Origin of the sequence: Blautia faecis, assembly GCF_027662325.1 — a bacterium.
GTDB classification, from domain to species: Bacteria; Bacillota; Clostridia; order Lachnospirales; family Lachnospiraceae; genus Blautia_A; species Blautia_A faecis.
The window spans coordinates 16,577-37,902 of sequence record NZ_JAQDKY010000040.1 but is presented as its reverse complement, the minus strand read 5'-3'; the positions used below and the strand labels follow the sequence as shown (position 1 = coordinate 37,902).

21 protein-coding genes and 2 pseudogenes are annotated in these 21,326 nt (G+C 37.4%); 19 read left to right on the top strand and 4 right to left on the bottom strand.

Annotated features, from left to right (window positions below):
• Positions 1 to 604: 604 nt before the first annotated feature.
• From PGQ38_RS15860 to PGQ38_RS20865, 3 genes are all read right to left on the bottom strand, one after another.
• Complete coding sequence (locus PGQ38_RS15860) at positions 605 to 1,057, bottom strand: Hsp20/alpha crystallin family protein (RefSeq protein ID WP_118584015.1); 453 nt, start codon at positions 1,055 to 1,057, stop codon at positions 605 to 607.
• A 136-nt stretch (positions 1,058 to 1,193) separates the two neighbouring features.
• Positions 1,194 to 1,649, bottom strand: coding sequence for an Hsp20/alpha crystallin family protein (locus tag PGQ38_RS15855; protein ID WP_118254521.1), 456 nt, complete (start codon positions 1,647 to 1,649; stop codon positions 1,194 to 1,196).
• 294 nt (positions 1,650 to 1,943) lie between these two features.
• Complete coding sequence (locus PGQ38_RS20865) at positions 1,944 to 2,165, bottom strand: S24 family peptidase (RefSeq protein WP_118584014.1); 222 nt, start codon at positions 2,163 to 2,165, stop codon at positions 1,944 to 1,946.
• A 6-nt stretch (positions 2,166 to 2,171) separates the two neighbouring features.
• On the opposite strand from PGQ38_RS20865, the pseudogene PGQ38_RS15845 reads away from it, so the two are divergent.
• The 17 genes and pseudogenes from PGQ38_RS15845 to PGQ38_RS15765 all read left to right on the top strand — a co-directional run.
• Positions 2,172 to 2,396 (top strand): annotated as a pseudogene (locus PGQ38_RS15845) (hypothetical protein); the annotation flags it as partial.
• 134 nt (positions 2,397 to 2,530) lie between these two features.
• Positions 2,531 to 3,508 (top strand): choloylglycine hydrolase, encoded by a 978-nt coding sequence (gene bsh / locus PGQ38_RS15840; RefSeq protein WP_118339757.1) that lies wholly within the window; start codon positions 2,531 to 2,533, stop codon positions 3,506 to 3,508.
• 38 nt (positions 3,509 to 3,546) lie between these two features.
• Positions 3,547 to 4,227: a GTP pyrophosphokinase gene (locus tag PGQ38_RS15835; protein ID WP_118584013.1), complete on the top strand. Its 681-nt coding sequence runs from the start codon at positions 3,547 to 3,549 to the stop codon at positions 4,225 to 4,227.
• A 35-nt stretch (positions 4,228 to 4,262) separates the two neighbouring features.
• Positions 4,263 to 5,822, top strand: a complete 1,560-nt coding sequence (gene cls, locus PGQ38_RS15830) for a cardiolipin synthase (RefSeq protein ID WP_118584012.1) — start codon at positions 4,263 to 4,265, stop codon at positions 5,820 to 5,822.
• Positions 5,823 to 6,076: 254 nt separating this feature from the next.
• A complete protein-coding gene (locus PGQ38_RS15825; protein ID WP_172679323.1) occupies positions 6,077 to 7,441 on the top strand; it encodes a citrate/2-methylcitrate synthase in 1,365 nt (454 codons plus the stop codon).
• Position 7,442: 1 nt separating this feature from the next.
• Complete coding sequence (locus PGQ38_RS15820; RefSeq protein ID WP_006858455.1) at positions 7,443 to 7,868, top strand: MarR family winged helix-turn-helix transcriptional regulator; 426 nt, start codon at positions 7,443 to 7,445, stop codon at positions 7,866 to 7,868.
• 175 nt (positions 7,869 to 8,043) lie between these two features.
• Positions 8,044 to 9,477, top strand: a complete 1,434-nt coding sequence (locus PGQ38_RS15815) for a phospholipase D family protein (protein ID WP_270432592.1) — start codon at positions 8,044 to 8,046, stop codon at positions 9,475 to 9,477.
• An 18-nt stretch (positions 9,478 to 9,495) separates the two neighbouring features.
• The gene (locus tag PGQ38_RS15810) at positions 9,496 to 10,167 is read left to right on the top strand and encodes a response regulator transcription factor (RefSeq protein WP_003698938.1); all 672 of its coding nucleotides are present in this window, start codon (positions 9,496 to 9,498) and stop codon (positions 10,165 to 10,167) included.
• Positions 10,167 to 11,210 carry a HAMP domain-containing sensor histidine kinase gene (locus tag PGQ38_RS15805; RefSeq protein ID WP_005347239.1) on the top strand — a complete coding sequence of 348 codons (1,044 nt, stop codon included), beginning with the start codon at positions 10,167 to 10,169 and terminating at the stop codon, positions 11,208 to 11,210. The genes PGQ38_RS15810 and PGQ38_RS15805 overlap by 1 nt, the downstream gene beginning before the upstream one ends.
• Positions 11,211 to 11,243: 33 nt before the next feature.
• Positions 11,244 to 12,308, top strand: coding sequence for an FUSC family protein (locus PGQ38_RS15800; protein ID WP_270432589.1), 1,065 nt, complete (start codon positions 11,244 to 11,246; stop codon positions 12,306 to 12,308).
• Positions 12,298 to 12,870 carry a CDP-alcohol phosphatidyltransferase family protein gene (locus tag PGQ38_RS15795; RefSeq protein ID WP_055057096.1) on the top strand — a complete coding sequence of 191 codons (573 nt, stop codon included), beginning with the start codon at positions 12,298 to 12,300 and terminating at the stop codon, positions 12,868 to 12,870. The genes PGQ38_RS15800 and PGQ38_RS15795 overlap by 11 nt, the downstream gene beginning before the upstream one ends.
• A gap of 57 nt (positions 12,871 to 12,927) precedes the next feature.
• On the top strand, positions 12,928 to 15,549 hold the full coding sequence (locus PGQ38_RS15790) for a cation-translocating P-type ATPase (RefSeq protein ID WP_118584008.1): 2,622 nt from the start codon (positions 12,928 to 12,930) through the stop codon (positions 15,547 to 15,549).
• Positions 15,549 to 16,766: an AI-2E family transporter gene (locus tag PGQ38_RS15785; protein ID WP_270432587.1), complete on the top strand. Its 1,218-nt coding sequence runs from the start codon at positions 15,549 to 15,551 to the stop codon at positions 16,764 to 16,766. Before PGQ38_RS15790 ends, PGQ38_RS15785 begins: the two co-directional genes overlap by 1 nt.
• Before the next feature lie 80 nt (positions 16,767 to 16,846).
• Positions 16,847 to 17,719 (top strand): DegV family protein, encoded by an 873-nt coding sequence (locus tag PGQ38_RS15780; protein WP_005360251.1) that lies wholly within the window; start codon positions 16,847 to 16,849, stop codon positions 17,717 to 17,719.
• Positions 17,720 to 17,870: 151 nt separating this feature from the next.
• The gene (locus PGQ38_RS15775) at positions 17,871 to 18,242 is read left to right on the top strand and encodes a transposase (protein ID WP_118584006.1); all 372 of its coding nucleotides are present in this window, start codon (positions 17,871 to 17,873) and stop codon (positions 18,240 to 18,242) included.
• Positions 18,196 to 18,684, top strand: a complete 489-nt coding sequence (locus PGQ38_RS15770) for a uroporphyrinogen decarboxylase/cobalamine-independent methonine synthase family protein (protein WP_040446298.1) — start codon at positions 18,196 to 18,198, stop codon at positions 18,682 to 18,684. The genes PGQ38_RS15775 and PGQ38_RS15770 overlap by 47 nt, the downstream gene beginning before the upstream one ends.
• A complete protein-coding gene (locus PGQ38_RS15765; protein ID WP_118584005.1) occupies positions 18,641 to 19,486 on the top strand; it encodes a transposase in 846 nt (281 codons plus the stop codon). The genes PGQ38_RS15770 and PGQ38_RS15765 overlap by 44 nt, the downstream gene beginning before the upstream one ends.
• On the opposite strand, the pseudogene PGQ38_RS15760 reads toward PGQ38_RS15765, so the two are convergent.
• Positions 19,423 to 19,980: pseudogene (locus tag PGQ38_RS15760) on the bottom strand (transposase); the annotation flags it as partial. The gene PGQ38_RS15765 and the pseudogene PGQ38_RS15760 sit on opposite strands and share 64 nt — an antisense overlap.
• A 382-nt stretch (positions 19,981 to 20,362) precedes the next feature.
• Between PGQ38_RS15760 and PGQ38_RS15755 the strand changes: the two are divergent.
• Together PGQ38_RS15755 and PGQ38_RS20860 are read left to right on the top strand one after the other, a co-directional pair.
• Positions 20,363 to 21,112, top strand: a complete 750-nt coding sequence (locus tag PGQ38_RS15755) for an IS110 family RNA-guided transposase (RefSeq protein ID WP_270432583.1) — start codon at positions 20,363 to 20,365, stop codon at positions 21,110 to 21,112.
• A gap of 1 nt (position 21,113) precedes the next feature.
• On the top strand, positions 21,114 to 21,326 hold a 213-nt coding region (locus tag PGQ38_RS20860; protein ID WP_416386760.1), incomplete at its 3' end, for a transposase.

Sequence of the window (21,326 nt, the reverse complement as noted above, 5' to 3'; positions counted from 1 at the left end):
ACATGTTATAATGTAACTATGCTGAGTCTCGGAGTCATCCAGAACACCAAGCCAGCGCCGTCTGTGAGAGTTCCACAGTTTAAGCCATTTGTAAAACAGGTTTTGTGAAATGCCGAAGCGCTCACAGAGCTGTTCTATGGAGCCAAGGGAGGCAAAGTACTTCCCCAGAAGACACAGAACAAAGAGCAGGCTGAAACTGGAGTAAAGAGATTAGGTGAAAATGGAGAACGAACAGATAGTAATAGAATTAAAAGAACTTTTGTATATGGAATTCAGGCGATATTTATATCGAAGGAAAGCAAATGTAACCGCCCAGAGTATCTTGCTGGCGATCGGGTATAACATAAACAAGCTTCATTATAAGATTCAGGCAGGAAGGACAGGGCGGCATTTATTTCCACTCAAACAAACCGCCTGATTTTGACAGGTCAAAAGTAAATCCTGAAAACGAACCTTTTTCCAGAAAAGGTTTATTAAAGTTCGCCTTCTTGTAGAAACAGAATGAAAGGAGAGAATATTTCGCCTTAAAAACGGCAAAAAGATGCTGCCGCACCTATGATTTCCTAATCATTGATGCGACAGCCCCGACTATAAGGAGATTTCCTTAACCTTCAATGGCAATATAACCATCTTTTTCTATTTTCTCAGGTGCTTTCTTTGGCACGGACAGTTTCAGAATACCATCTTCATATTTTGCATGAATGTCTTCTTCGCTTACTGCATCGCCTACATAAAAGCTTCGGCACATGCTGCCCGCATAGCGTTCACGCCTGATATAATTACCTTCTTTATCTTTTTCATCTTTATCCAGTCCCTTTGCAGCAGAAAGTACCAGATAACCATCTTTCAGCTGTACCTGAATCTCGTCTTTCTTAAATCCCGGAAGATCGACATCCAGTTCATAGCTACCGTCTGTTTCACGGATATCCGTTTTCATCATGTTCTGCGCATGTTTACCATAAAGCGGATTCTTCTTGCCCCAAAACTCATCGTTAAACGGGAAGTTCATCCAATCATCATCAAATAAGTTTTCTCCAAAAATACTAGGCATTAACATAAGTCATATCTCCTTTTCATGACAAACAAATCTATATTCAAGTCTTTCGACTGTTACTTACAATTATATTTAAAGGGTACTGCCCGAAATCTTCGGGCAACACCACGAGCTTTTTATCAATCAGATGTTATCATTATCATTCAATGGTTATATATTTCGGATCATTGGAAACTGGTTTTGCTTCTTTCTTCGGAACAAACAGTTTCAGGATACCATGTTTGTATTCACCTTTAATGTCTTCCTGAGTCACTTCTTCGCCTACATAAAAGCTTCGCTCGCAGGCTCCTGCGTAACGTTCACGTCTGATGTAGTGTCCCTTCTTATCTTCATCGTCTTCATCCAGACCTTTTGCTGCACTGACAGTTAAGTAACCATCTTTCAATGCAACTTTGACTTCATCTTTCTTGAAGCCAGGAACATCAACAATCAGTTCATAACCTTCCGGTTTTTCCTTAATATCTGTCTTCAGGAGATTCTGTGCTCTTCTTCCGTACAGCTTCTTTTCCGCTTTCTTCTCATCTTTGTCATCATAATAGAATGGTGTAAAGAAATCATCAAATAAGTTTTCTCCAAAAATACTAGGCATTAACATAAGTCATATCTCCTTTCAAAAGCTCCCTAGATCTTCACGATCCAGTCTGCTGTATTATCATTTCTAGTTCTTCGAACATCTGGAATACCTTTTCTTTTATCTCTCTTCCTTTGTTCTATCTGTAATATAACACGCATTATTAGCACTGTCAAGAGGTGAGTGCTAATTTTTTGTGAAGATTTTGTGAATGATTTTGTGAAACTTGTGAATGTGTTTTGTGAACGCTATAAGCCATGCAAAATGGTGAAAAAAGACGCCCTGCAAGTTTACTGTTAATGCATCAGCCTTTTAAAATTAGCCAACTACTTTTCCAAAAGTTTTTAAGGTGGAGCCGGAAGTGACTTGGATAGGAGCATATTTTTTATTTAGAGAAATAAATTGGATACCGGAATCAGATTGATGATATTTCTTTACATAAGCATCACCATCGAGGAAAAAGACACCGATTTCTCCTTCTTCAAGAGTTTCTTGTTTATGAATCCAGATGATCTGTCCATCCAGATAGAGAGGCTCCATACTGTCACCACATATGATGTTGTTCCGAAAGAAGAAATTGCTGAATTTGAAGAGCTTATGCGCAAAACCATAGCTGACATTGTATCAGAAGCCAGTAGCGTTGTCTTTTGGGTGTATGTGCAGAAATATGTGAAGCACAAAACCCTAAACGAAATGCTGCAAGAATTGCCAGACGTAGGTCAATTCATCCTAGCTATGGATACCTGGTTTGAAAAACTGATGGAGAAATAATCTAGGAAAATAGTTTAAAGTTTACATGTTATGATCATGTATGAAGTTGGAACAAAATAAAAGATTGTGCTATACTATTGTTCAAGAAAAAAACTCATTGACATATTTCAATCTATTTAGGAGGATAAACGATCATGTGTACAGCAGCAACTTATAAAACAAAAGATTTTTACTTTGGACGAACCCTCGATTATGAATTCTCTTATGGTGATCAGATAGTAATTACACCACGTAATTATGCGTTTAATTTTCGCCATGTTGGCGATATGAAAAATCATTATGCAATTATTGGAATGGCTCATGTTGCAGAGGATTATCCTTTGTATTATGATGCTATGAATGAAAAAGGAGTGGCAATGGCAGGACTGAATTTTGTCGGAAATGCTGTTTATGCCGCGATTAAGCCAGATGTGGAAAATATTGCACAGTTTGAATTTATTCCGTGGATTTTAAGTCAGTGTTCTTCTTTAGTTGAAGTTCGCGAGCTTCTTGAACGAATTAATATTGTTAATACTCCTTTCAGCGAGCAATTGCCATTAGCACAATTACACTGGATCATTTCTGATGAGAATGAGTCAATTACGGTAGAATCTATGTCAGATGGTTTGCATATTTATGATAATCCAGTAGGAGTGCTTACGAATAATCCGCCATTTCCACAGCAGATGTTTCAACTAAATAATTATATGCATTTATCTCCTAAACAGCCCAGAAATACTTTCTGCGAAAATTTGGCTCTTGATGCATATAGTAGAGGTATGGGAGGATTAGGTCTTCCGGGAGATCTCTCATCTTCCTCACGCTTTGTACGTGTAGCTTTTACAAAGGTAAATGCAATTTCAGGTGAATCAGAGGAAGAAAGCGTTAGCCAATTCTTCCACATTCTCGGATCTGTGGATCAGCAACGAGGATGTTGCGAAGTAGCGGATGGAAAATATGAAATCACATTGTATACGTCGTGTTGTAATGTTACAAAAGGTATTTATTATTACAATACTTATGAAAACCATCAGATCAGTGCAGTAGATATGCATGTAGAAAATCTGGATAGTGATAAAATGATTTGTTATCCAGTAATTCAAGGAGAACGAATCAACTATCAAAATAAATAATGTTTTGAAATCAGGGATGAGGTAGAAAGGAAAGTTCCATGACAAAAGATGAAGTAAAAAAACTCAGGATGAACAGTCCGGAATCACTACAGTTTTTAAATAATGCTACGAAATTTTATAATTTAATGATGATGTATCGTTGTGCTATTCGGGAGATACAAACTAAACTTGAGGTTTTGGATGATGAATTTTCAGCTGAGAACAATCGAAATCCTATTTCTTTTATAAAAACAAGAATTAAGAAGCCCAATAGTATTTACAATAAACTGCAGAAGATGGGATATGAATTTACAACAGAAAATATACAGACATATCTCAATGATGTAGCAGGCGTTCGAATAGTTTGTGCGTTTATTGACGATATTTATATGATATCAGATTTGATTACCCAACAGGATGATATTAAAGTTATTGAAATAAAAGATTATATAAAAAATCCAAAATCGAATGGTTATCGAAGCTATCATATGATTGTTGAAATACCAGTATTTTTTGCTAAGGGTAAAACACCTATGCGTGTAGAATTACAGATTCGAACCAATGGTATGGATTTCTGGGCAACATTGGAACATCAACTTCGCTATAAAAAAGGAATTGAAGAAATGCCTGGCTATGATGAGATAAGTGAAGAATTACTTCATTCTGCAAGAGCTATCATTGAAGCAGATAATGAAATGCAGAGAATAAAAGACAAAATTGGTATGTTCCACGAAATTTAGGGAGAAAACTGAGCAAGTAGGAAGGCGGAATATATATGAAACAAGATACTTTAGAGGGCAAAGCAAAAACAAAAAATGGGGTAAAACGGCTGTGTTTTTCCATAGTCTGCATTCTTCTGGAAGTGATTTTTATTATTACTATCGTAACACGCTTGAATGAATATGCAGAAATTATAAATTTATTTACAAGGATTTTGAGTGGAATCTTGGTTTTGGGATTGTACGCATCAGATAAGACCTCTTCTATGAAAATGCCTTGGGTCATCTTAATTCTAATCTTCCCAATTATGGGTGTAGGCCTGTATTTGTTGATTGGTTTGAATGGTGGCACACATAAAATGCGTGAGCGATATGCAGAAATTGATAGCAAATTGTTACCAATGCTTCCGGACAGTCAGGAGTGTTTGAGCAGAATAAAAGAAACAATTCCGAAAGCAGGAAATATAGCAAGTTACATACAAAGAAATTCGCAGTATCCAATCTATCAGAATACGGATATTGTGTATTTTGATGAAGCAGTGAAAGGATTAGAGGCACAGCTTAAGGATTTGGAGAAAGCACAGAAGTTTATCTTTATGGAATATCATGCGATAGAAGACGCTGAAGCATGGCATAAGATTCAAGATGTTCTGGAAGAGCGAGTAAAAGCAGGTGTGGAAGTTAGAGTATTCTACGATGATATGGGTTCTATAGGCTTTATTAACACAGATTTTGTGAAAAAGATGGAGGCAATAGGAATTCATTGCCGTGTATTCAATCCGTTTATGCCAGGTTTAAATCTGTTTTTGAACAATCGTGATCATAGAAAAATAACCGTTATTGATGGAAAAGTCGGATTTACAGGTGGATATAATCTAGCAAACGAATATTTTAATTACACACACCCGTATGGACAGTGGAAAGATACAGGTATTCGTTTAGAAGGAGATGCTGTTCAGTCGCTTACGGTGACATTTTTGGAAATGTGGAATGCAGTAAGTGCTAAGGCTGCTAATGATTCTGATTTTAGTAAATACCTTTTCCACTATGATTATGCGGCACAGCAAACTGGGTTTGTTCAACCTTATGCAGACAGCCCTATGGATAATGAGCAGGTAGGAGAAGAAGTTTATATCAGTATGATAAATAAAGCTGAAAAATATTGTTGGTTTATGACTCCATATCTAATCATAACAGATGAAATGACGCATGCGTTATGTCTGGCTGCTAAGCGAGGGGTAGACGTAAGAATTATCACACCTGGTATCCCTGATAAAAAATTCATTTATAATATAACTCGTTCTTTTTATCATGGATTAGTTAAACATGGTGTTCGTGTTTATGAGTGGACTCCTGGTTTCTGTCATGCAAAAATGAGTGTGGCAGATGACTGTATGGCAACTTGTGGAACAATTAATCTGGATTATCGAAGTTTATATCACCATTTTGAAAACGGTTGTTTTATGGCAGATTGTCAGGCAGTTGTGGAAATAAAAAATGATCTGATAAGAACGATGGGAGAATGTCGTGATGTGACAGACCAATATCAAACCGGACGAAGTGCATATTTGCGACTAGGACAATTATTTATGAGATTATTTGCTGGATTGCTATAAGAATCTGATGAAACGACCTTTCAAAAAACAGTTGATTTAGAAGTTAACTGTTTTTGAAAGGCCGTTTTTGCTATATCTAACAGTCTGTTGTACAAAGAAGATTTTGCATGGATGAAAAAACAAACCTTGTTGAGGTTAAATTGAGTTTTCCATTGTATTGTATTGCTAATGAATAAGAATAAGAAAAAGAACAGACAATGCTGAATGCTCTGGAAACAAGAATATCTGAGTATAGTATGTAAGTTCGTAACAGAATGAAAGGAGCGATTCAAATGAGCAATTTGGAAAATTATATGAAACAGCAAGCAATTTTTTGTGAACAAAATGATAGCATTAGTAAGAATCTATATTCAGAGTATGGTGTAAAAAGAGGCTTACGAGATGAAAAAGGCCAAGGTGTGTTGACGGGGCTTACAAATATTTCTGATATAAAAGCTTTTGAATATCGTGATGGAGTAAAGAGTCCATGTGATGGCGAGTTATCTTATCGTGGTTATAATATAAAAGATTTAGTAACAGGAAGTAAAGGAAAAAGGTTTGTCTTTGAAGAAGGAGCATATCTTCTTTTATTCGGAGAATTGCCAACTGATACACAGTTAATGGAATTTCAGGGAAGACTATCTGATTGTATGGAACTACCGACTAACTTTACCAGAGATGTCATTATGAAAGCACCTACATCAGATATTATGGGTTCTATGACTCGAAGTATTCTTACATTGGGCTCTTACGATAAGGAGAAAGAAAGTCTTGAAATTCCGAATGTGCTAAGGCAGAGTATGCAGTTGATCGCAGCATTTCCTATGTTAGCAGTATATGCATACCATGCTTATTGTCATTATGAAAAAAACGAAAGTATGTATATTCATAGACCTGAAAAAGATTTATCTATTGCTGAAAATTTCCTGCGCCTATTAAGACCAGATACAAAATTCACAGAACTGGAAGCAAGAGTACTGGATATAGCATTATTGTTACATATGGAACATGGTGGTGGTAACAATTCTACATTCACTACACGGGTAGTAACATCTTCAGGTTCAGATACTTATTCTGTTATTTCAGCAGCAATGTCATCCTTAAAAGGAAAAAAACATGGCGGTGCAAATCTGATGGTAATGAATATGATGGATGATATTAAAAGTCATGTGAAAGATTATGAAGACGAAGAGGAAATTGCATCATATCTGAGTAAGATTTTGAAGAAAGAGGCGTTTGATCAGAAAGGACTTATTTATGGAATGGGACATGCTGTATATTCTATTTCCGATCCGAGAGAAAGGGTGTTCAAAGGCTTTGTAGAACAACTCGCAAGGGATAAAGGACGTGAGAAAGATATGACCCTTTATAACAATATTGAGAAGATTGCACCTAAGTTGATTGCAAAGCAGCGTCAGATATTCAAAGGAGTAAGTCCTAATATAGATTTCTATAGTGGTTTTGTGTATGACATGTTGAATATTCCAAGAGAATTGTACACGCCATTATTTGCGATAGCAAGAATTGCTGGTTGGAGTGCACATCGCCTGGAAGAATTGATAACTACAGATAAGATTATTCGCCCGGCATATAAGAGTCTAGTCAGCAAAAAAGAATATATAGAAAGAGAGGAACGATAATATGGGAGCAGGAACCAGTGCAGAGGAGTTTTTTTTAAAGAGCATCAATGTTGAAAGCATATTTGAATTTGTTGAAAGAACAGATTATTTGTTCCTTTATAGTATAAAGGAATGTGTTGAAAAATCAGACTGTCATGAAGGAGTATATCTTTCAGAAGTGGCAGAATACATGAAATTATCGATTCCAGAAACATCTAAGATGGTAAAAAGTCTTGAAAATAAAGGATATATTATCTGGAAATTAGATGAAAAAAAAGAAAGAACGTACCTTGTTTTGACGAACAAGGCAATTGAATTAAGTAATTGTCAGAAAGAAAAAATGATAGAAGCTTATGAAAAAATCATATCGAATATACAAGAAGATGACCTGGCAGTTACGCGGTGTACATTGAGAAAAATCCGACAGCTTATGGAAGAAATAAAATAGTGATTAATACAACGGAGTAAGAAAAGCTCCTTCATATATTAGAATAAAAATATGACTGTTTCTTTAAAAAGAAGCCTGTCATATTTTTTTATGAAAAATAAATTTTGTTGAGGTTAAATTGAGATTGACTTTGTATTGTATAAGTATGAAATAAAAAGGAATCAGGTGATGTACAATGAAAAAGTATAAAATATGTAAAATCCTTCTTGTTATACTGGCAATTTTTTTATGTGTGGCTTTTTATGAATTGCTCGGAATCTGCGTTGCATATAAAAAGCAGCCGGAAGTGTCCAATACAACCAAAAAAGAAACAAAAAATGGGTCATGGAACGAATGCAGTGAAAATACAGAACGGGCAGTAATCATAGAAAAGAATCCAGAAGCGCTTTTACAAAGAGTGCGTTTGATCAAGAATGCAAAAAAGGAAATTATTCTTTCTACTTTTGCATTTCAATCCGATGAAAGTGGAAAATTGATTTTAGGAGCACTGCATGATGCGGCAGACAGAGGTGTACATATTCGTCTGTTAGTAGATGGAATGGAGAGCTGGATTGATATGGAAGGAAATCCGTATTTCTATGGATTATCTTCCCATGAGAATGTTGAAATTAAACTGTATAATAAGGCCAATCCGTTGAAACCGTGGAAAATGATGGGTAGAATGCATGATAAATATTTGATTGCAGATGGAAAGAGATATATTCTTGGGGGAAGAAATACATACAATTATTTCCTGGGTGATTTTCCGGGACATAAGAACTATGACAGAGACGTGTTAGTGGTTTGCGATGAACCTGAGAAAGAAAATTCAGTTAACCAGTTGTCAGAGTATTTTGAAACCATATGGAATCAGGAAGACAGTGGTTATTTTCATAACAATAAAAAACTGGCAAATAGAAAATCTGTAAAGAACGCAGTTTTAGAGCTGCAGAACAGCTATCAGAAATATTTTGAAGAGAATAAGGAAAGAATCTGCGAGACCGATTATACGGACGAAACTTTTGAGACAGAAAAGATTACATTAGTGTCAAATCCTATTCACACAGGTTCCAAAGAACCAGTAGTGTGGTATCAGTTGGGAGAATTGATGAAAAATGCAAAAAATCGTGTGAAGATCCACACGCCATATATTATCTGTAATGATATGATGTATAATACATGGGAGGAGATTGCAGAGAACGTTTCAGATTTTTCTATCATGACAAATTCAGTTGCGAATAATGGGAATCCATTTGGGTCTGCCGATTATGCGAAAAACAGAAATAGAATCTTAAGTACAGGAATTAATATCTGGGAATATGAAGGCGGTTATTCATACCACGGAAAAAGTATTCTGATTGACGATGATCTGTCTGTAATCGGTTCCTTTAATATGGACATGAGAAGTGCATATCTGGATACGGAACTGATGCTTGTAATTCGCAGTAAAGATATTAATAAACAGTTGGAAGAGGGCATGATGGAGTATGAAAAAGTGTCCCGCCAGATATTAGAAGGCGGAACTTATAATGATCCATATCATGTAGAGCCAATCGAATTAACAAAGAAACGTCAGAGAAAAATATTTTTGGTACAGCATCTGCTTGGATGGGCAAGGTATCTGTTTTAATTAAGGAGGAAGGAAAACGTGTTTCAAATATTGATTGTAGAAGATGATAAAGAATTAAGCCAGCTATTCCAAAAAGTGCTTGAGAAGAATGGATATCAAGTCAAAAGTGCATCGGATGGAGCACAGGCATTAGAAGTATTGGATAAGGAATATATTGATCTGATCATTTCTGATATTATGATGCCGGTTATGGATGGCTATGAACTGGTGTCAGAACTTCGTTCAGCAGGATATCAGATACCAGTGCTTATGATCACTGCGAAAGGTTCCTTTGATGATATGCGCCAGGGATTTCTTTCGGGAAGTGACGATTATATGGTAAAACCGGTAAATGTGAATGAAATGGTTTTAAGAGTCGGAGCACTGCTTCGCCGTGCACAGATACTGAATGAACACAAAATTGTGATCGGTTCAACAGAGTTTGATTATGATGCAATGACGGTTACAACTGATAAGGAAAGTCTTGTTTTGCCTAAAAAAGAATTCCTGCTTTTATATAAGCTTGCAGCTTCGCCAGGCAGAACATTTACAAAACAACAGTTGATGGATGAAGTATGGGGATACGAGACGGAGGCAGACCCACATACGATAGAGGTACATATAGGAAGAATCAGAGAGCGTTTTAAAGATAACCCTGATTTTGAAATCGTAACAATGCGTGGAATTGGATACAAGGTGGTGAAAAAATAATGGAACAAAAGAAAGAAAAAGGATTGCGGATCCGATCCTGTCTGACTGGTGCAATCTGGCTGGCACTTGTATTTTCAACAGTCATATCTGCTTTATTATTTGCTTTTTTGAATCATTTTTTTAATCTGCCGGGCAGCATACCTGTGCTTGGCTGGCTTTTGATTTTCAATACATTGATTGCAGGGCTGATCACTTCCTTTATCAATGCAAAGTTACTGGAACCAATTACCAGACTTAGTAAAGCAATGAAGGAAGTTTCTCAGGGAGATTTTGAACAGCATTTGGAAACGAACAGCCGTATAGCAGAAGTTGGAGAATCTTATCAAAGTTTTAACGTTATGACAAAAGAACTTCGTGCAACAGAGGTGCTGCAGATGGATTTTGTATCTAATGTTTCTCATGAGTTTAAGACCCCGATTAATGCCATTGAAGGATATACAATGCTGCTTCAGGGAGAAGAACTGTCTCCGGATCAAGAGGAATATGTAGAAAAAATCTTATTTAACACCCAAAGACTTTCTGGATTGGTTGGTAATATTTTGCTGTTATCCAAGTTAGAGAATCAGAATATACCAATGAAAAAAACAGAATATCGTCTGGATGAACAGATCCGCCAGGCATTTCTTTCATTGGAAACAAAATGGACAGAAAAAGAAATTGGTTTTCAGGTAGAATTGGAGGAAGTTAAATATACTGGGAATGAAGGACTTTTTATGCATATCTGGATAAATCTTTTGGATAATGCGATTAAATTCAGCCCTTCAAAGGGGACAATTACGATGTTTCTGAAACAAGAACAGGATTCTGTTAAGTTCATTCTGGAAGATGAAGGACCAGGAATAGAGGATGATGTAAAATCCAGAATATTTGACAAGTTCTATCAGGTAGATGGATCTCATAAAGCAGAAGGAAATGGCCTAGGTCTTGCACTTGTAAAACGGATTGTAGATAGTGCCGGAGGAACAATCAAAGCAGAAAACCGTGAATATGGTGGATGCAGATTTGTTATAGAGCTGCCAAAGCAGAAAGATGAGATTATATAGTTTTAAGATAAATTAGAAGATGGGAGGATTTATATGACATTTTATCAGGAGTTGCAGTTAAATCAGGCAGGTTCTAAAAAACTGTTGAAAAAGAGTGAAACACTAAAAGAAAAATTATATCATATGTGGGTATATCTGGTGAAGATAGCTGTTACAATGGCATTTTGTTTTTTCTTTGTTAGTATTTTCAGCATCCTATTTGGAAATGAGAACAGCATTGTAGGTGTAGTAGTCTTATTATGTCTCATGGTGTTTAGAAATGCGGATCTGGGGATCCACACCGGACAATCTACGATGCTTTTGGCTTTGTTCTTTGTAATTATGACTGTATGTCCGCATTTAGCAAATCAGTTTTCACCGGTATTGGGAATGCTGTTAAATATTGCGGCACTGGCTGTGTTGATTCTGTTCGGATGCCATAATCCATTCATGTTTAATCAATCTACATTGGTTCTTGGGTATCTGCTGCTATATGGTTATGATGTTACGGGAAAAAGCTATCAGATGCGATTAGTCGGAATGGCTTTAGGTGCAGCACTTACCTGCTTTGTATTTTATCGAAATCATAAAAACAGAACTTATAAAAGAAATCTGAAAGATCTGATACAAGAATTTGATATCACTTCTTCCAGAACAAAATGGCAGATATGTCAGATTTTATGCGTACCGATTGTCCTTTGCATTGCAGAACTTTGTAATATGCCACGTGCAATGTGGGCTGGTATTGCGGCCATGTCCGCGATTTTGCCGTTTATGGAAGATATGCACTACAGAGTCCGTAAAAGGATTGTCGGAAATATTGCAGGTGTTATATGTTTTACAGTATTATATTTTCTGCTTCCTTCGTCAATCTATGCATATATAGGAATTCTTGGTGGAATCGGTGTAGGACTTTCAGCACAATATGGCTGGCAGGCAGTATTTAACACATTTGGTGCTTTAGCCATTGCTGCAGAGACTTATGGACTACAAGGAGCGGTTAGTCTTAGAGTGATTCAAAATGTTTTTGGTGTTGTGTTTGCTTTAGCATTTTGTGTTATATTTTATTGGTTTATGTCTAAAAAAAAGGAAAGTGAGGTGACCGTACATGCAGAGTGAAGTGAATCAGGAAGAAAATTTGAATAGAATTATTACGGTTCCTAATCTTCTTTCTTTTTTTCGGCTTTGTCTGATTCCGGTAATTATATGGAGTTATTGTGTAAAGAAAAATCCTCTGTTAGCTGGTGAAATCTTATTGCTGTCTGGTCTTACGGATCTTGCTGATGGATATATCGCAAGAAGATTCCATAGGATTAGTAATTTAGGAAAAATACTTGATCCGGTGGCTGATAAGCTGACACAGGCAGCGATGTTAATCTGTCTGTTTACTCGTTTTCCGCATGTGCTTCTTTTAATCGTAATAATGGCAGGTAAGGAGCTGTATATGGTAGTCAGTGGATGTCTTGTGATACGAAAGACAGGAAAAGTACATGGTGCAGACTGGCATGGAAAGATAGTAACCTTTTTATTATATGGAACTGCAGCGGTGCATATTATATGGTTCCACATTACACCGATGGTATCAGATCTGTTGATTGGTTTGTGCGCTATAATGATGGTCATATCGGTCGCTCTGTATATTATCCAGAATACCAGGACTCTTAAGGAAGAGACTGTATAAGCAATTTTATATTGCAATGACTAGAAAAATATTTAGGAGAACGAGGAGGCGGAAGTGATGAAGGAAATTTATCAGCAGACGGTAGAAGAGGTTCTTGAAAGGGTGAATGGCAAGAAATCTGGGCTTACGAGTGAACAGGTGAAAAGATCCAGAGAAAAGTGTGGGTGGAATGAACTTACAGAAGGAAAGAAGAAAGGTATCCTGCAGATTTTCTTTGAACAGTATAAGGATTTTCTTGTACTGATTCTAATTGCATCAGCAATCATATCTGGTATGCTTGGAGATGTGGAAAGTGCGGCAGTTATCGTGACGGTTATTACGATCAATGCAATCTTGGGAACAATACAGACGGTAAAAGCAGAACAATCTCTGCAGAGTTTAAAGAATCTTTCTGGCCCGGAGGCAAAAGTATTGCGTGATGGTACAGTCGTTCAAATTCCGGCAAGAGAACTGGTTGTTGGAGATGTGATACTGCTTGAAGCAGGAGATATGATTCCGGCTGATGGAAGACTGATTGAAAATGCAAGTCTTAAGATTGATGAGAGTGCTCTTACAGGAGAAAGTCTTGCAGTTGAGAAAAACATGGATACAATATTGACGGAAGCGCCACTTGGTGATCGGACAAATATGTTATTTTCCGGTAGTTTTGTAACGTATGGGCGTGGGAAAGCTGTTGTAACGGATATAGGAATGCAGACAGAAGTCGGAAAGATTGCAGGACTTTTGAAGTCAACTTCGGAAAAACAGACACCACTTCAGGTGAGTTTGGAAGTCTTTGGAAAGAAGCTTTCTATTATGATTCTGGTATTTTGCGGACTCTTATTTGCAATAAATGTGTTCCGCGGTGAAAAGATCAGCAGTGCATTTATGTTTGCAGTAGCACTTGCAGTAGCAGCAATTCCTGAAGCGCTAAGTTCTATCGTGACAATTGTACTTTCTTTCGGAACACAGAAGATGGCAAAAGAGCATGCAATCATTCGTAAACTACAGGCGGTAGAAGGACTTGGAAGTGTTTCTATTATTTGTTCGGATAAGACAGGAACGCTCACACAGAATAAAATGACGGTTGAAGATTATTATATAGATGGAAAAAGAATTTCAGCAGAGGCAATTGATATATCAGATCAGGCACAAAAATGTCTTTTAAATTACAGTATTCTATGTAATGATTCGACAAATGAAAATGGAGTAGAAATTGGAGATCCGACAGAAACAGCATTGATTAATCTTGGAAGTCGATATGGGATAGAGGCGGCAAGCGTAAGAAAGCTTTATCCAAGAAATGGAGAACTGCCATTTGACAGTGATCGAAAGATGATGTCAACACTTCACCTGATAGATGGTAAAAATCAAATGATTGTAAAAGGTGCAGTCGACAAGCTCCTGGAACGTACAGAGCAAATCTGGACGAAAGAGGGAATTCGAAAAATTACTGAGGAAGATAAAGAAAAAATACAACGTCAAAATCAGGAATTTTCGATGGAAGGTTTAAGAGTATTGTCTTTTACCTATCGTGAAATTCCTAAGAATCACACATTAACGATACAAGATGAGGATCACTTAGTATTTCTTGGTTTGATTGCGATGATGGATCCTCCGAGAGAAGAATCAAAAGCTGCGGTAGCGGAATGTATAAAAGCGGGAATTCGACCGGTTATGATCACCGGAGATCATAAAATTACAGCAGCAGCAATTGCAAAGAGAGTTGGAATATTACATGATTTATCGGAAGCCTGTGAAGGGGCAGATATAGAAAATATGAGTGACGAGGAACTCAAAGAATTTGTCTCAAATATTTCTGTGTATGCAAGAGTGTCACCGGAACATAAAATTCGCATTGTTCGGGCATGGCAGGAAAGAGGAATGATTGTGGCAATGACAGGAGACGGTGTCAATGATGCACCGGCATTAAAGCAGGCAGATATTGGTGTTGCAATGGGAATGACCGGAACGGAAGTTGCGAAAGATGCAGCAGCGATGGTACTTACAGATGATAACTTTGCAACAATCGTAAAAGCAGTGGAAAATGGACGAAACTTATATCAGAATATCAAGTATGCGATACAGTTTCTTTTGTCAGGAAATTTCGGAGCAATTTTAACCGTTCTTTGTTCATCGGTTGCAGGACTTCCGGTGCCATTTGCACCAGTACATTTACTCTTCATTAATCTTTTGACGGATAGTCTTCCGGCAATTGCGTTAGGCTTAGAGCCGGATAGAAGTGAAGTGATGAGTGAAAAACCGAGATTGGCAGATGAGTCGATATTGACAAAAGATTTTCTTAGCAAAATCGGTCTGGAAGGTTTGGTAATTGGAGCAATGACAATGATCAGTTTTTTGACAGGATACAACCAGAATGGTACATTGCTTGGAAGCACGTATGCTTTTGGAACTCTTTGTCTGGCACGTTTGTTTCATGGATATAATTGCAAATCAGATCATCCGGTCATTTTTACAAAAGGTCTCTTTCATAACAAGTGGCTTCAGGGAGCATTTGTGTTAGGTGCAGTACTCATTACAACAGTACTGACGGTTCCTGGTTTCCATAACTTATTCAAAGTGGAAACGTTGAATCTGATGCAGCTTGGATGTGTATATTTATATGCTTTTGCAAGCCTTCTGATTATTCAATTACTTAAGTGTATACGTATGAAACTAAGAAAAAGAGGGAAAAGATAGTGGATTTAAGTAGATGTTCTATGAAAAAAATTCGAGAACTGATTGTGTTTACGGCATTTCTTGTAGTTGCTTTGTGGAAATTCGATGTGGTGATTGAAGTGCTGAAGTCAATATGGAAAATTGTGTTTCCTTTTGCGCTTGGTGGTGCAATTGCCTTTGTGATTAATGTACCAATGAGTTTCCTGGAAAAGAAAATGCTCGGAAAGATAAAAGAAAATAATAAAATAGGAAAAAAAGCTGCGAGACCGATAAGCCTGCTTCTTACAATTATATTGGCAGCAGGTGTAATGGTATTGGTAATGTTTGGTGTGATTCCACAGCTTACACAGACCATGGGAAATCTGATGACGAGTATTTCAGATTTTATTCCACAGATGCAAAACTGGATTCGGGAAATTTCACATGATAATCAGGATATTATGAAATTGGTAGATCAGCTGCAGTTTCAGCCTGATCAGGCAATTAAATGGGGAATAAGTATTCTTGGAAACGGAGTCGGAAATATGATGAATACGACGATGTCAGCAGTAGGTTCCATTGCCAGTGGATTAGCGACCTTTTTTATTTCGTTTTCCTTTGCATGCTATATTCTTTTTCAGAAGGAAAAATTACATTTACAGGTAAGAAAAGTGATTTTCGCTTTTATGCCAAAACAAAAAGCAGATGCAATTCTTAACATATGTTCGCTGACATATCGGACATTTGCAAATTTTCTTGCAGGGCAGTGTCTGGAAGCAGTAATTCTCGGAATGATGTTTGTTATCACGCTAAGTATTTTAAAAATGCCATATGCACTTTTAATTGGAATTTTGATCGCGTTTACCGCATTGGTTCCTATCTTTGGAGCCTTTATTGGCTGTGCCGTGGGAAGTTTTCTGATCTTTATGGTAAATCCAAAACAGGCAGTTTTATTTATTATAGTTTTTCTGCTTTTGCAGCAGATAGAAGGTAATCTGATCTATCCTCATGTGGTTGGCGGATCAGTAGGACTTCCATCAATTTGGGTACTGGCGGCAGTTACAATCGGCGGAAATCTTATGGGAATTATAGGTATGCTGATTTTCATTCCACTTGTATCGGTATTTTATACTATATTCCGGGAGTTCGTATATCTGCGCCTAAAAAAACAACATATAAAACGAGTAACGAGAACGGATGTGGAAGAGTATGCGGAGGAGGAAATTGCGTCATCCTTTATTTTGCCGAATGAAAAATAATGATATGATACAAATATAAATGAAGTGTAATGCCGATTATTAAGACGTTATAAAAATAGATTACAAAGGAAGAAGATATTATGAAGAAAATAGGAATCATGACAGACAGCCACAGTGGAATTTTGAGCGAAGAAGCGCAGAGACTCGGAATTAAGGTACTACCGATGCCCTTTTATATCGGAGAGAAAGTGTATCGTGAAGGAGTAGATCTTTCCAGAGATGAATTTTATGATATGCTTCGAAAGGGCGTAGATGTATCTACATCTCAGCCGTCACCAACAGAAGTTATGGATATGTGGAAAGAGATGCTGAAAGAATATGAGGAGATTGTTTATATTCCTCTTAGTAGTGCTTTAAGTGGGTCCTGTATGACAGCAGAAGCCATGGCAAATGAAGATGAATTTGCCGGTAAGGTGTTTGTCGTAGATAACGGTCGTGTGGCAACCCCGATGCATCGTTCTGTTCTTGATGCAGTAGAAATGGCAGAAGAAGGATACAGTGTAGTCGAAATCAAGAAAATTCTTGAAGAAACCAGAGAAAAAATGACAATTTATATCGGGCTCAGCACACTGAAATATCTCAAAAAAGGAGGAAGAGTCAGCTCTGTGACAGCTTTGGCAGCAGATGTCCTGAATATCAAACCTGTTATGCATTTCAGCACAGGAAAGCTTGATATCTACCAGAAATGCCGTGGTATGAAGAAATCACGTAAAGTTATGATCGATGCAATGAAGCATGAGCTGGAAACGAATTTCCGAGAAGAATATGCTGCGGGTAAAGTGTACCTGATGGCGGCGTCCAGCAGTACCGATGAAGTGACAGAAGAATGGGTAAACCAGATTAAAGAAAGTTTCCCGGGAATGGAAGTCATGTGTGATAAACTTTCCTTCGGTTTGTCCTGTCATATCGGTCCGGATGGACTGGGAATCGGATGCACCTGTAAGCCAGTGTAAAAAACTGCTCCGGAGAAGATAAAATAAAAGATTAGGGTGTCAAAAGGTTTATAGCCTTTGATATAAATTTGTACCTTGAAAACTTAACACGATATGTAAAAACATTGGATTCTTTGGTAAAATGTAGGTAGCATTTTATGAGGTGATCTATATGTCTTTTGTTAAAAATGATAATCAACAGCTTACTGTTTTAGACAGTACTTTTAATCTTACAGAACGCGAAAAACGAATGTTAGAAAAATCATGGGCAAATACTTTTGCAGACAAAGTTTTTCCTGCTATTGATGAAAATATTTTTTCTGTTCTTTACAGTAAAAAAGCATCCAGACCTAATACTCCGGTCAATGTGATTGTTGGGGCACTGATTCTTAAAGAAGCTCTTAATGTTACTGACGATGAGATCGTTGAAGCTATGGCATTTGATATCCGCTATCAGTATGTACTGCACACAACCAGTTTTGAAGAGCAGCCAATTAGTGACAGAACCCTCAGCAGGTTTAGAGCAAGAGGAAACAGAGCATGATGTTGATCTTATTCATGAATGTGTTGTAAAAATGGCAAAAGAAATATCTGATTTTATGGATATCACTCCGGATAAACAACGTATGGACAGTTTAATGGTTGCTGCAAATATCAGAAACCTCTCATTGCTTGAATTGTTTTATACTTGTGTTGCTAATCTTTGCAAAATAATGGATGAGCGTGGAACAAAAATTCCGGATGAACAATATCATTATATTAAAAAAGATGATTATAATAAATGCATTTATCACAAGCGGGATATGGATGCAACTGAGAGAAACGTTGTTGTGATGAAAGATGCAGATATCTTGATAAAGATTTGTGATTCAACCGGTGATTTTGATGATACAAGTGAATATCAGCTTCTTATTCGCCTATTAAAGGAACGCACAATCATTGATGATGGTGGCTCAAGGCGGCTTCGACAAAAAAGAGGAAGTTGAAAATCCTTCAGAAGTATTGCTTAATCCTTCTGATCCAGAAGCCACTTTCCGCTATAAAGCAGGTGGCAGACATCTTGGATACGTTGGAAACGTAGTTGAAGCTGTCGGAGAAAAAAGCAGTCTGGTCATTGTCTACGATTACCAGCAAAATACCTACGCAGATAATCAGTTTATGAAAGATTATCTTAATGAGAAAAAAGATTTTTCTGATGGTTCTTTTATTGTTGCCGATGGGGCATACAGCGGAGAAGAGAACTCACGTTTAGCATCTGAACATAATCTAAAACTTGTTACAACCAATTTCACAGGACGCAAACCAGATGAAATATATGCTGATTTTGTTTTTACTGATGATGGAAAATATCTCATCAAATGTAAGAATAATCGTGTACCTGAAGACTGTATCTATGATCCAGGCAATGAGCGTTCCGTTGCGTATTTTCGGATAAGTGACTGCGAAGGATGTCCTTACAAAGAACGGTGTCAGTCGCGTTTTCTAAAAACACGAGTCCGAAAGGAAGTATCTTGGAAATCCGTTGGTCGTGCAAAACAATTACAGTACATGCAGACGGAAGAATTTTCTGAATATGCAAAATTTAGAAATGGAGTAGAAGCAATTCCCTCTCTTCTTCGTCGAAGATATCATGTGGACAAGATACCTGTGCATGGCAAAAAACGTACCCGGTTATTCTTCGGATTTAAAATAGCAGCATTAGATTTTCAAAAGCTATTAGATTATAAAAAAGCATTATATTTTCCAAAAAGCTGGTCGATAGAATCCAGGAGGCCTGCAAGATGGTAATTGATGCTTCCGCGCCATACAAAAGTATAACGGTTCGCATTTGCCTCTATCTTTGTACCGTCAATAAAAAGTTCTTTTAATGTGACCAGCCCTTCTTTCTGCAGCCGCCGCATAAACTGGTAATTCAGGTCATCCAGGACATCAGATGTCAACTTCCTGTTTTTAAAGTCATAAAAAGCATCACATTTCGGTTTTTTTCCGCGCGTCAGCCAGATAAAAGCAAGGTCTCTTTCACACAGATCAACAATACGGTCAACAGAACGTATTCCCCGCATATTTGCATAGGTAACTACAGCATACATCATGATTGGATTGTACCCGGTTCTTCCCTTATCTGAACAATTGGCTAACAAGCCAGAAAAATCTAATTCCTCCATCACTTTTTTCAGGGTATAGACTGGATCGTCGTCAGGTAAACTCAATTCGAAGAAACTAAAGTTAATTTTCTGTTGCCCTAATTCAAAAAAATCATTATAATAATTATTGGTTAGCATAGTTACATTATAACATGTAACGGAGAGAAAGATGGTTGTCGTTAGCCATCTTTTTTCTTTTTTCAGATAAATTCAGAGAGGGTATGACTCGTTGTGAGTCATACCCTCTCTGCTCTGGAACTATCTATTTCCCGACAGACAATCATGAGAAAATCTCACCACAATAAATGAAAACTGGATACTAGCTATACGTTATGTAGTGGTATACTTAAGGTGCCGAATAAGATCGGAAGGGGATTGGTGCTTACAAGCCCGTCCGACAGACTGATTTTCAGCTCCTTAGGTGTACCACTTTTTGTTTCCATCGGGTTTTGATGAGGACGCAGGACAGCCAACAATTAAGCAAGGAGCTGCATCGGCTTATGCGAAGGAGGTTTGCTTTATGGAAGTATTGTATAAGCGGTGTTGTGGGATTGACATTCATAAAAATATGATGGTAGCCTGTATTTTTACGAGTGTCAGAAAAAAAGAAATCCGTCAGTTTTCAACAATGACGGAAGATATTCTCCAATTAGTTTCGTGGCTGAAAGAAACAGATTGTGAGATGGCTGCCATGGAAAGTACGGGCTCTTATTGGAAACCTGTATATAATATATTTGAAGAAGAACAGATACCGATCATGGTTGTGAATGCGCAGCATATCAAAGGAGTTCCCGGACGTAAGACGGATGTAAAAGATGCAGAGTGGATTGCCGATCTGGTACGCCATGGATTAGTAAAAGCAAGTTACATACCAAATAGGGATCAAAGAGAACTGCGAGAAATAACCCGTTACCGCCAGGAGGTAATTGAAGAACGTGCTCGTGAATTAAATCGAATCCAGGCTGTGTTAGAAGGCTGCAATGTTAAATTGAGCAGTGTAATTACCGATATCAGCGGAAAAAGCGGTATGACAATTTTAAAGGCAATTGTATCTGGAGAAACAGATCCGGTTGTTTTAAGTGAACTTGCTGAAGGAAGAGCCAGAGATAAAATTCCAGAAATGCAGAAATCCCTACAAGGACGGATATCAGAACATCAGCAAAAAATGTTGAAACATCAACTTGGGCATATTGAAAGCCTGACCGCTTTAATTATGGATTTAGTAAAAAAAAACAGAATCCATAAATTGGGCAATCGAAGCTTTGGATGATATGCCTGGGATTGGAAGAAAAAGTGCAGAACGAATTTTAGCGGAAACTGGTGTGGAAATGGAGCACTTTCAAAATGAATCCCGTTTCAGCTCATGGGCGGGGCTTGTGCCTGAGTGTAAGGAAAGCGCCGGAAAAAAGATGAGTACACGAATACGGAAAGGAAATAAATATTTGAAAGCAACGCTGGTGGAATGTGCTCGTGCTGGAATACGA

What these genes read in the sequence shown, in the direction of transcription:
- PGQ38_RS15800 (WP_270432589.1), top strand. Translation starts at nt 11,244, where the DNA reads ATGACATTTTATCAGGAGTTGCAGTTAAATCAGGCAGGTTCTAAAAAA.
- PGQ38_RS15775 (WP_118584006.1), top strand. Translation starts at nt 17,871, where the DNA reads ATGTCTTTTGTTAAAAATGATAATCAACAGCTTACTGTTTTAGACAGT.
- PGQ38_RS15805 (WP_005347239.1), top strand. Translation starts at nt 10,167, where the DNA reads ATGGAACAAAAGAAAGAAAAAGGATTGCGGATCCGATCCTGTCTGACT.
- PGQ38_RS15860 (WP_118584015.1), bottom strand. Translation starts at nt 1,057, where the DNA reads ATGTTAATGCCTAGTATTTTTGGAGAAAACTTATTTGATGATGATTGG.
- PGQ38_RS15825 (WP_172679323.1), top strand. Translation starts at nt 6,077, where the DNA reads ATGAAAGGAGCGATTCAAATGAGCAATTTGGAAAATTATATGAAACAG.
- PGQ38_RS15815 (WP_270432592.1), top strand. Translation starts at nt 8,044, where the DNA reads ATGAAAAAGTATAAAATATGTAAAATCCTTCTTGTTATACTGGCAATT.
- PGQ38_RS20865 (WP_118584014.1), bottom strand. Translation starts at nt 2,165, where the DNA reads ATGGAGCCTCTCTATCTGGATGGACAGATCATCTGGATTCATAAACAA.
- PGQ38_RS15820 (WP_006858455.1), top strand. Translation starts at nt 7,443, where the DNA reads ATGGGAGCAGGAACCAGTGCAGAGGAGTTTTTTTTAAAGAGCATCAAT.
- PGQ38_RS15795 (WP_055057096.1), top strand. Translation starts at nt 12,298, where the DNA reads ATGCAGAGTGAAGTGAATCAGGAAGAAAATTTGAATAGAATTATTACG.
- PGQ38_RS15765 (WP_118584005.1), top strand. Translation starts at nt 18,641, where the DNA reads ATGATGGTGGCTCAAGGCGGCTTCGACAAAAAAGAGGAAGTTGAAAAT.
- PGQ38_RS15855 (WP_118254521.1), bottom strand. Translation starts at nt 1,649, where the DNA reads ATGTTAATGCCTAGTATTTTTGGAGAAAACTTATTTGATGATTTCTTT.
- bsh (WP_118339757.1), top strand. Translation starts at nt 2,531, where the DNA reads ATGTGTACAGCAGCAACTTATAAAACAAAAGATTTTTACTTTGGACGA.
- PGQ38_RS15790 (WP_118584008.1), top strand. Translation starts at nt 12,928, where the DNA reads ATGAAGGAAATTTATCAGCAGACGGTAGAAGAGGTTCTTGAAAGGGTG.
- PGQ38_RS15780 (WP_005360251.1), top strand. Translation starts at nt 16,847, where the DNA reads ATGAAGAAAATAGGAATCATGACAGACAGCCACAGTGGAATTTTGAGC.
- cls (WP_118584012.1), top strand. Translation starts at nt 4,263, where the DNA reads ATGAAACAAGATACTTTAGAGGGCAAAGCAAAAACAAAAAATGGGGTA.
- PGQ38_RS15835 (WP_118584013.1), top strand. Translation starts at nt 3,547, where the DNA reads ATGACAAAAGATGAAGTAAAAAAACTCAGGATGAACAGTCCGGAATCA.
- PGQ38_RS15755 (WP_270432583.1), top strand. Translation starts at nt 20,363, where the DNA reads ATGGAAGTATTGTATAAGCGGTGTTGTGGGATTGACATTCATAAAAAT.